The organism is Aeromonas sp. HMWF014 (assembly GCF_963878295.1).
GTDB classification, from domain to species: domain Bacteria; phylum Pseudomonadota; class Gammaproteobacteria; order Enterobacterales; family Aeromonadaceae; genus Aeromonas; species Aeromonas popoffii.
Genome location: NZ_CAWNYS010000462.1, coordinates 1 through 8,821, shown reverse-complemented (window position 1 = coordinate 8,821; position 8,821 = coordinate 1). Strand labels below are relative to the sequence as shown.

The 8,821-nt window shown below is 61.6% G+C and carries 7 protein-coding genes and 1 pseudogene; 5 read left to right on the top strand and 3 right to left on the bottom strand.

The features are described 5' to 3' along the window. Both AAC083_RS18150 and gshA read left to right on the top strand, forming a co-directional pair. The coding region (locus tag AAC083_RS18150) for a M16 family metallopeptidase (protein ID WP_146181540.1) at positions 1-1,004 on the top strand (1,004 nt) is incomplete at its 5' end. A 60-nt stretch (positions 1,005-1,064) separates the two neighbouring features. Beyond that, a complete protein-coding gene (gene gshA, locus AAC083_RS18145; protein WP_108535511.1) occupies positions 1,065-2,663 on the top strand; it encodes a glutamate--cysteine ligase in 1,599 nt (532 codons plus the stop codon). Between the two features lie 85 nt (positions 2,664-2,748). Here gshA and AAC083_RS18140 read toward each other — a convergent pair whose 3' ends face one another. Beyond that, positions 2,749-4,539, bottom strand: coding sequence for an AMP-dependent synthetase/ligase (locus AAC083_RS18140; protein ID WP_108535510.1), 1,791 nt, complete (start codon positions 4,537-4,539; stop codon positions 2,749-2,751). 183 nt (positions 4,540-4,722) lie between these two features. On the opposite strand from AAC083_RS18140, the gene AAC083_RS18135 reads away from it, so the two are divergent. Beyond that, complete coding sequence (locus tag AAC083_RS18135; RefSeq protein ID WP_108535512.1) at positions 4,723-5,268, top strand: hypothetical protein; 546 nt, start codon at positions 4,723-4,725, stop codon at positions 5,266-5,268. A 6-nt stretch (positions 5,269-5,274) separates the two neighbouring features. Here AAC083_RS18135 and rimI read toward each other — a convergent pair whose 3' ends face one another. Together rimI and AAC083_RS18125 are read right to left on the bottom strand one after the other, a co-directional pair. Beyond that, a complete protein-coding gene (rimI, locus tag AAC083_RS18130; RefSeq protein ID WP_108535509.1) occupies positions 5,275-5,724 on the bottom strand; it encodes a ribosomal protein S18-alanine N-acetyltransferase in 450 nt (149 codons plus the stop codon). Positions 5,725-5,786: 62 nt separating this feature from the next. Then, positions 5,787-6,275, bottom strand: coding sequence for a DNA polymerase III subunit psi (locus AAC083_RS18125; protein ID WP_108535508.1), 489 nt, complete (start codon positions 6,273-6,275; stop codon positions 5,787-5,789). A 238-nt stretch (positions 6,276-6,513) separates the two neighbouring features. Between AAC083_RS18125 and AAC083_RS18120 the strand changes: the two genes are divergently transcribed. Both AAC083_RS18120 and AAC083_RS18115 read left to right on the top strand, forming a co-directional pair. Continuing rightward, entirely contained in the window at positions 6,514-8,139 is a 1,626-nt protein-coding gene (locus AAC083_RS18120; protein ID WP_108535507.1) for an ATPase RavA domain-containing protein, read from the top strand. After that, positions 8,140-8,821, top strand: a pseudogene (locus AAC083_RS18115) (ATPase RavA stimulator ViaA); the annotation flags it as partial.

Below are 8,821 nucleotides of genomic sequence, written 5' to 3'. Positions count from 1 at the left end.
CTCTGGCGCTGGTGCGCGAGATGTATGAGCGGCCCGGCATGCGCGAGGCCGACTTCGAACGGGTCAAGGCGCAGCTGCTGCAGGGGATGAAGCAGAGCGAGCAGCAGCCCGAGTGGCTGGCCAGCCAGGCTTTCCGCGAGCTGGTCTATGGCAAGGAAAACCGCCTCGGCCAGCCCAGTGATGGCGTGCTGGCTGATATCGAGAAGCTGACCCTGGCGGACGTGAAGCGCTTCTATCAGAACTACTACAACCCGACCAACGCCAAGGTGGTGGTGGTAGGGGACGTGGCCCAGTCCCAGGTGGAGGAGCAACTCGGCTTCCTGACCCAGTGGGCGGGGTCCGCGCCAACCCTTGGCAGCCTCAAGCCCAAGGGTGAACAGGCCAAGCCGGGCATCTACCTGGTGGACAAGCCGGGGGCGCCCCAGTCGGTGATCCGCATCGGCCGCCGCGCCATGCCGTTCGATACCACGGGGGAGTACTTCACCGCAGGGCTGATGAACTTCAACCTGGGGGGTAACTTCAACAGCCGCATCAACCTCAACCTGCGGGAAGACAAGGGCTACACCTACGGTGCCAGCTCTGGCTTCTCCGCTAATCGCGAGGTGGGCACTTTCGCCACCGGCGCCAATGTGCGGGCGGATGCGACCGTGGATGCCATCCGTCAGTTCCTCAACGAGATGGAGGGCTATCGCGCGACCGGCCCGACCCCGGTGGAGCTGGACTACATGCGCAGCGCCGTCTCCCAGCAGGATGCACTCTCTTACGAAACCCTGAGCCAGAAGGCTGGCTTCCTGCTGCAGATGATCATGTATGACCTGAAGCCTGACTATGTGCAGGCCCAGAATCAGCTGATCAAAACGGTGTCACCCGAGGTGCTCAAAGCCAGCGCCGCCCGTTGGCTCGATCCGGCCGACATGGTGATTGTGGTGGTGGGCGACAAGCAAAAGCTTGAAAAACCCCTGAAGGAGCTTCATCTTCCCATCTATCCGCTGCAGCTGCCCTGAGGGCGCTTCATAAAATAGTGCCGCCCCCCTGTGGGGCGGCCACACATTTGAGCTGTGAATATGACCACGACTAGCTTGTCACTCACCGAATTGTTGACCGCCCTGGGTTCGCCGGAACGGCTGACGGCCCTCAAGGGGATCCGGCGCGGGATCGAACGTGAATGTCTGCGCATCACGCCGGAAGGGACCCTCTCCCAGAGGGATCACCCCAGGAGTCTGGGCTCGGCCCTGACCCATGCCAACATCACCACCGACTACTCGGAGAGCCTGCTGGAGTTCATTACCCCGGCCACCGACTCTATCGACAGCCTGCTCGAACAGCTGGGCGACATCCACCGCCACGCCATCCATCATCTTGGTGACGAGCGTATCTGGCCGCTCTCCATGCCCTGCTTCGTTGGCGATGAGGAGAGCATACGGCTGGCCCAATACGGCAGTTCTAACATAGGGCGGATGAAGACCCTCTACCGGCAGGGGCTGAAGAACCGCTACGGCAGCCTGATGCAGGTGATCGCCGGGGTGCACTTCAACTTCTCCATGCCGGACAGCTTCTGGAGCGAGTGGCAGGATCTGGTGTGCGAGGGCTGCTGTAGCCAGCGCTTCATCTCTGACAAGTACATGGGGCTGATTCGCAACGTTTACCGCTTCGGCTGGCTGGTGCCCTATCTGTTCGGCGCCTCGCCGGCCATCTGCGACTCCTTCCTCAAGGGGCGCAAGAGCAACCTGCCGTTCCAGAAGATCGGCAAGGGCACCCTCTATCTGCCCTATGCTACCGCGCTGCGCCTGTCCGATCTCGGTTACACCAACAGCGCGCAGGCGGGTCTCAAGATCAGCCACGACAACCTGCCCGCCTATGTGAGCAGCCTGCGCCGTGCCATCAACACCCATGATCCCGATTTCGCCAAGATAGGGGTCAAGGTGAATGGCGAGTACCGTCAGCTCAACGACAACGTGCTGCAGCTGGAGAATGAGCTGTATGCCCCGATCCGGCCTAAACGCACTCCGCGCAGCGGCGAGAAACCCTCGGATGCGCTGGAGCAGCGCGGCATCGAATACATAGAGCTGCGCACCGTGGACGTGAACCCCTTCACCCCGTTCGGCATCGATGTGGATCAGATCCGCTTCTTCGATCTGTTCCTGGTCTGGTGCCTGTTGCGCCCATCCCCCGTGTTGAGTGACGAGGAGATGGCCCGCAATCGCCGCAACCAGAACAAGGTGGTGCTGGAGGGGCGTCGCCCCGGCCTGGAGCTGGAAGATGAGCAGGGCAACGCCATCGGCCTCAAGGAGCACGGCATCAAGCTGTTCGACGAATTGGCTCAGGTGGCCGATCTGCTGGATCGCTGCTGTGGCCGCAACGACTACCGCGAGACCTTGGCCATGCACAGGGAGAAGCTGCTCAACCCGGAGCTGACCTACTCAGCCCGCCTGCTCAAGCAGTTGCTGGAGAGCGGTCAGGACAACGGCTGCTTCGGCGACGAGCTGGCGAGCCGCTATCGGGAAGAGATGCTGGCAGGCGACTTGCAGTACTGGGATCCGGCCTACTTCGCCGCCGAGGCGCGCGAGTCCCTCGCCAAGCAGCGGGAGCGGGAACGCAGCGACAGCCTGTCGTTTGATGATTTCCTGGCCGATTATTTCGGTACCAGCACGACGACAGCCTGATGCCAGGCACGCACAAACAAAAAGCCGCTCGAGTGAGCGGCTTTTTTATTTCCTTGAACCTGTGCGGGATCAGGCGTGGTTGTACTCAGACATGGTTATACATTGCCTCGATCTCGCTCTGGTACTTGGATTCGATGATCTTGCGGCGCAGCTTCATGGTGGGGGTGATCTCCCCCAGCTCCATGGAGAAGGCGCTTGGCAGCAGGGTGAACTTCTTCACCTGCTCGAACTTGGCCAGCTCCTTTTGCAGATCCTGGATGCGGGCATCGAAGAACTCCATCACCCGGGAGTGGCGCAGCAGCTCGGTCTTGCACTGGTATTGCAGGTTGATGGAGCGGGCGTACTCCTCCAGCGACTCGAAGCAGGGCACGATCAGCGCCGAGACGAAGTGACGGGCATCGGCGACGATAGCGATCTGCTCGATGAAGCGATCCTTGCCGATGGTCCCCTCTACCAGTTGCGGTGCCACGTATTTGCCGTTTGAGGTCTTCATCAGCTCTTTGAGACGCTCGGTGAAGTAGATGTTGCCGTCGCTGTCGAGTTCGCCCGCATCGCCGGTACGCAGGAAGCCGTCTTCGGTCATCACCTCGGCTGTGGCATCGGGCTTGTTGTAGTAGCCGCGCATCACGGTCGGGGAGCGCACCAGCAGCTCGTTGCTCTCACCCAGCTTCACTTCTATGCCGTTGAGGGCCGTGCCGATGGAACCCAGCTTGAACTGGTTGTCTTCGTAACAGCAGACGGTGGCCGTGGTCTCAGTCATGCCGTAGCCGTACTTGAGGTTGAGCCCCATGGCCTGGAAGAAGAAGTTCACGTCGTCGGCCAGACGGGCGCCTGCCACCGGCAGGAAGCGGGTGCGACCACCGAAGCGGGCGCGCAGCTTGCGAAACACCAGCCGCTCCGCCAGCCAGAGCTGGGCGTAAAGCAGCGGCGAGGTTGCCTTGCCAGCCTGACGGCTGGTGACCAGCTGCTTGCCGACGCCGGTGGCCCAGCCGAACAGGGCACGACGCAGGCGTGGCGCCTGAGCCACCTTGGCCTGGATCATGGCGTAGGCCTTCTCGTAGAGGCGCGGCACGGCGCACATGACGGTCGGCTGCACTTCACCGATGACATCCATCACCTTCTGCGGATCGCGGATATAGACGTTCTCGGCGCCGCAGTAGAGCACGTAGTAGGTCCAGGCTCGCTCGAACACGTGGCTGAGCGGCAACATGCACAGCGACACATCCTGCTCGTTGAGATCGAGGCGGCTGTTGTGCATCTCGAAGCAGGCGGCGATGTTGGCAAAATCGAGCATAACCCCCTTGGGTTCACCCGTGGTGCCCGAGGTGTAGATCAGGGTCAGCAAGTCATCCATCCGGTACTGGGTTTCCCGTATCCGCAACTCCTGCTCGCTGGCCTGATGGTTGCCGGAGACCAGAAAGGCCTGGAAGTGGCTGGCCTCTGGGCAGTCACGCAGGTTGACCTTGCCATCGAGGGCGACGATCTGGCGGATCTCGCCATCTTTCAACAGCGTGAGCGCCTGATCGAACTGGGCCTGTTCACCGACGAACAGCAGACCTATGTTGGCATCTCGTACGATATAGCGCAGTTGCTCAAGGGTGCTGGTGGGGTAGATAGGCACGCTGACACCGCGGGCGGCGAGGATGCCGAGATCGGCCTGGGTCCACTCCGGCATGTTGCGGGCGTAGAGGCCGACCATTTCGGTGGGCTGGTGGCCGGCGCGGATCAGCGCCTGAGCGCAGTAGTCCATGGCCTGTCCCAGAGTACGCCAGCCGATGGCACGCCATTGGCCATCCTGTTGTACGCGCAGGGCGGCCTTGTTGCCAAGCCGGGCGATACGTTCACGCATCAGTCGAACCAGATGGAGTTTCGGCATCAGTCAAACATCCTCAAGTAACAGTTGTACGCCCGCAGGGGCACCAAAAAATTGCGCTGGAGTTTAAACTCTAAGATTACAGCTTACAAGTGTGCGCCGTTTGTCTTGGATCACAAAGTCAGCAATCAGGGCAAACTTGAGGCATGATGGGGGGTGATGAATTGGATTCGTTTGGGGGTTGCCATGAGTGTCGGGATCAAGGGGGTGGTCACAGGGGTATTGCTGTTGCTGGCCGGGGCTGGCGGGCTCTGGTTTGCGCTGGGGGATATGGCCAGCGAGGAAGAGAGCCCCTGGCTGAGCGGCGCCGACGGATACGCCAGGGCGCAGCAGCTGGCCCAGCTCAAGGGCTATCCACTGCTCTATGTGATCGAGCGTGCCAAGTGCCGACGCTGCATGCTGCTGGACGCCACATTGTGGCAGTCACAGGAGATGGCGCCCGTGTTGGCCAGGCTGGTCAAGGTGCGGCTCAATCCGGATGCGGGGGATGGCAGCGAGCACATACTGCGCAGCTTCCCGCAGGTGGTGACCCTGCCCGGCATCTATGTGCAGCAGCCGGGAGAACCGCTCAAGCCCATCAAGATAGTGGTGGATCTCCAGCAGATCTGGATGCCGGGTGTCACCTGGCAGCGCGGCTTCTTCATGCCGTTGTCGGCGGCTGGCTTTGAAGCCGTGCTGCACACCACCCAGAGTCTGCAGGATCTGGCTCTCGACAATGCGCCGCTGCTGTGAGGCGGCCTAGCCGAAGTCGAACAGGCGTGACATGAGCACGGCGTCTTCCCGATCCTGGCCAGTACCGTAGTAGTCGGCCCGGCGGCAATACTCGGCAAAGCCTGCGCTCTCATAGAGGCCGATGGCGGTCCGGTTGCTGTCGCGGACCTCCAGGAACCAGGCCTCGGCCCCCTTCGCCTTGCTGCGCGTCAGATATTCCTTCAACAGCGCCCGTCCCAGCCCCTTGCCCTGAAAGTCGGGGTGCACGCAGATGTTCATCAGCGAGCTGTCGCCCGCCACCAGATCCGAGATGTAGAAACCGGCGGGGCGGCCATCCAGCAGCATCAAGCCATTGAGATAGCGCGGCCCGAAGCAGGAGATCAGGTTGGCCTGGCTCCAGGGCTCCTTGTGGGCGGCCTGTTCTATGGGGTAAATCAGCTCGAAATCTGTCTCGAGCAGGGGACGAAACTCAGGCATGGTGACTCCGGGTTGGGTCGGGGCGGCGGAAGGAAAGGGGCAGATCCGGGCAACAGGGTTGCTTAACCGAGGCGCGATCTGAGTTGCTGCCACAGCGCCCGTTTCTGGGCCGGTGTCGGCGTGAGCGGGCAGACCAGCGCATCGGGCCAGGCGGGATCGGCCAGTTCCAGCCAGAGCTGGGGTGGCTTGTGCCCGGTGGGCAGCCTAGTCAGCAGCGTCACCTCGTCGACGGTGATGCCGAGCAACTGGCACAGATCTGCCAGCAGGGTCGGGGCGGGCAGGCGAGGGGCCAGGATCCAGAGCTTGCCGGCCGGCGGCGTGTCGAGCTCAGATTGGGCCAGTGCGACGGAAGGCGTATCCCGAGCAGGGGCTGGCGCGACGGTTTCCTGCTTGTCTGGGGCTGTATGGACCCCCAGCAGGGCCGGGCGGCGCAGTTGCCAGCTCTGTATCCCCATACGGGCCAACAGGGTTTGACGCATCAGATCGGGCGTGAGGCCGCTTGGCTCAAGGGATGGCGCCTGATGTGTGCTCTGACGCACGGGATCTTGCATGGGCTGTGGCTCTGTCTTGATTTGCATTGGTGAAAAAAGCTCTGCGCAGGGTACACTCGAACGCGTTTTGCTGCATCTTTTGCGGTATGTTTTAGCCAGGAGTGGTGGCCCAGCGCCTATGCGCCAGACGGTTTTGTCCGCAGGTGGCCTCGACACAATACAATCAGCAGAACAGGGAACATTCGACCGAGTTGCGGGTGTGCCGGTTCCAGACAACCCCAGTATCGGAAGTGCGCTTATGCCACCTTTAGCACAACAGAATCTTTGCCTTGCCCCCATTCATGAACGCTTGCCAGGCCTGCTGTCGGCACTCGGAGAAGGATTGTATGAGCGCCAGGATGCCCTGCGGCTCGGTCTGCTGGCTGCCCTCAGCGGCGAGAGTGTCTTCCTGCTGGGCCCACCCGGTATCGCCAAGAGCCTGATCGCCCGCCGTCTCAAGCTGGCCTTCCACGAGGCGCGTCACTTCGAATACCTGATGACCCGCTTCAGTACGCCGGAGGAGGTGTTCGGCCCCCTCTCCATTCAGGCGCTGAAGGAAGATGGCAAGTATCTGCGCTTGACCACGGGCTACCTGCCGGAAGCCGAGGTGGTGTTCCTCGACGAGATCTGGAAGGCGGGCCCCGCCATCCTCAACACCCTGCTCACCGCCATCAACGAGCGACAGTTTCGCAACGGCGACAGCCAGCACCCCATCCCCATGCGGCTGCTGGTGACCGCCTCCAACGAGCTGCCGGCGCCGGACAGCGGGCTGGAAGCTCTCTACGATCGCATGCTGGTGCGCGTCTGGATGGACAGGGTGCAGGAGAAGGCCAACTTCCAGGCCATGTTGTCCAGTGATGGCGTCTCTCCCCGTCACCTCTCTCCCGCCCTGCAAGTCAGGAGTGAGGAGTATGAGTTGTGGCAACAGCAGATAGAGCAAGTGGTGCTGCCCGACGAGGTGTTCGAACTTGTCTATCAATTGCGGCAGCGGCTCGACAGCATGGGCGATGAGCCTTGCTACGTTTCGGATCGGCGTTGGAAAAAGGCGGTACGCCTGTGCAAGGCCAGTGCTTTCTTCCATGGCAGGCGGGAGGTGGCACCGCTGGATCTGCTGTTGCTGAAAGATTGTCTCTGGCATAACGCAGAGAGTCGTACCGCCTTGCTGACGCTGATGGAAGAGTTTGCCCGTCTGCACTGTTACCGGCAGCAGTCACTGATTGCCCGTCATATGGCCATCACCTCGGCCTTACAGGCGTTGCAACAACAAATAAGTGCCCGGTTGGCACTCAAGGCCGAGCCCCACAGGGGGATGCTGGGCAAGCGCAGCAAGGGGTGGCAATTGCCGCTGGATGAGGCCCGCAAGGAAGGGGCGCGTGGCTTGCAAATCCAGTTGCACCTGCTCACCCCTGCCCGGCTTAGCCCGGAGGAGCCGGATCTGCTGGTAGAGACACTGGAGTGTGACAAAGTGGTACTGGGTCACTGGCAGTTTGGTGGCGACAAGGTGCTCTTTCATCCCGCGGGCAGCAAGACAGGGTTGACCCTGGAGCTTGAGCTCGACAGCAGCCAGCGTCTCAACCTGCTCGACAGCCAGCGTCATCCCATTCCTCTGGTGCTGGTGTGCCGTGAGCCTTTGCCCGGGCTGATAAGTGCTCCCTGGTACCAGACGTTGGCCACTCTGAGTGAACAACTGGTGGCCCTGCGCACCGAGTTGCGCCGTCAGCGTCATCGCTTTGATGACCACCAGCCTCACCATTTTCTCGGCTCGCATTGGCTGGTGACTATTGAGGAAGGCTTTTTCACCCAGGCCCGTGAACTTGACCAAACCGCCGATCTGCTGGCTCAGTGGCAACAGCGCTTGCCACTGTTGTGCGGGGAGCCGGGGTAAATGATCGAGATTGGCACCATGAGCGCCCTGCTGGCGCTCTCGGAAGGGGAGATGGTGACTGAAATGGTGGTTGCCCTGTTGGCGAGCACCCAGATCTCCCGTTTTATCCGGGTAGGCAAGGCACAGGGCCGTTCCCTGAAACAGCGGCTGCAGCGCTGGCGCCATCAGGTGAATGACACCATAGCCCATACCCCTGTGCCTTCGACGCTGGAGCAGGAATTTCTGCTCTACCAGCACTTCATTTCCCTTTATCTCGCCCAGCTGGTGACCGAGTTGCCCACCCTGCTCAGTGCTCTGGAGCGGGGCAGTGATTTTGCCGACGAGGGACGTCAGCTGGCTCATCAGTTGGTGGACCATCCCACTGAAGGGGCCAGACGATTGCTGCTTGATCGGTGGCGAGCCAGTTTGGTGGGGGCCTTGCTGCGCTTGCAGCAGGAGCTGGCCGAGGCGGAGCGGCTCAGGTTGCAGCAGGAGTTGGAAGATCAGATTGGCGCCAGCGAGGAGCTGGAGCAAGTGCTGGATCCCCAGCGGCGCACGGCCGGTGGTTTGTGGAACCTGGCTCAGGGGCGCTGGCAGCCTGCTTCTCTGGTGCTGATCCGTCAATACGCCGCCATGCTGGGTAAAGAGCCCATGTTGCAGGAGATCGCAGACAGCATGGGGCGCAGTCTGCACGATAACGAGC

Coding starts and splice junctions, on each gene's coding strand:
- gshA (WP_108535511.1), top strand. CDS start 1,065: ATGACCACGACTAGCTTGTCACTCACCGAATTGTTGACCGCCCTGGGT.
- AAC083_RS18140 (WP_108535510.1), bottom strand. CDS start 4,539: ATGCCGAAACTCCATCTGGTTCGACTGATGCGTGAACGTATCGCCCGG.
- AAC083_RS18135 (WP_108535512.1), top strand. CDS start 4,723: ATGAGTGTCGGGATCAAGGGGGTGGTCACAGGGGTATTGCTGTTGCTG.
- rimI (WP_108535509.1), bottom strand. CDS start 5,724: ATGCCTGAGTTTCGTCCCCTGCTCGAGACAGATTTCGAGCTGATTTAC.
- AAC083_RS18125 (WP_108535508.1), bottom strand. CDS start 6,275: ATGCAAGATCCCGTGCGTCAGAGCACACATCAGGCGCCATCCCTTGAG.
- AAC083_RS18120 (WP_108535507.1), top strand. CDS start 6,514: ATGCCACCTTTAGCACAACAGAATCTTTGCCTTGCCCCCATTCATGAA.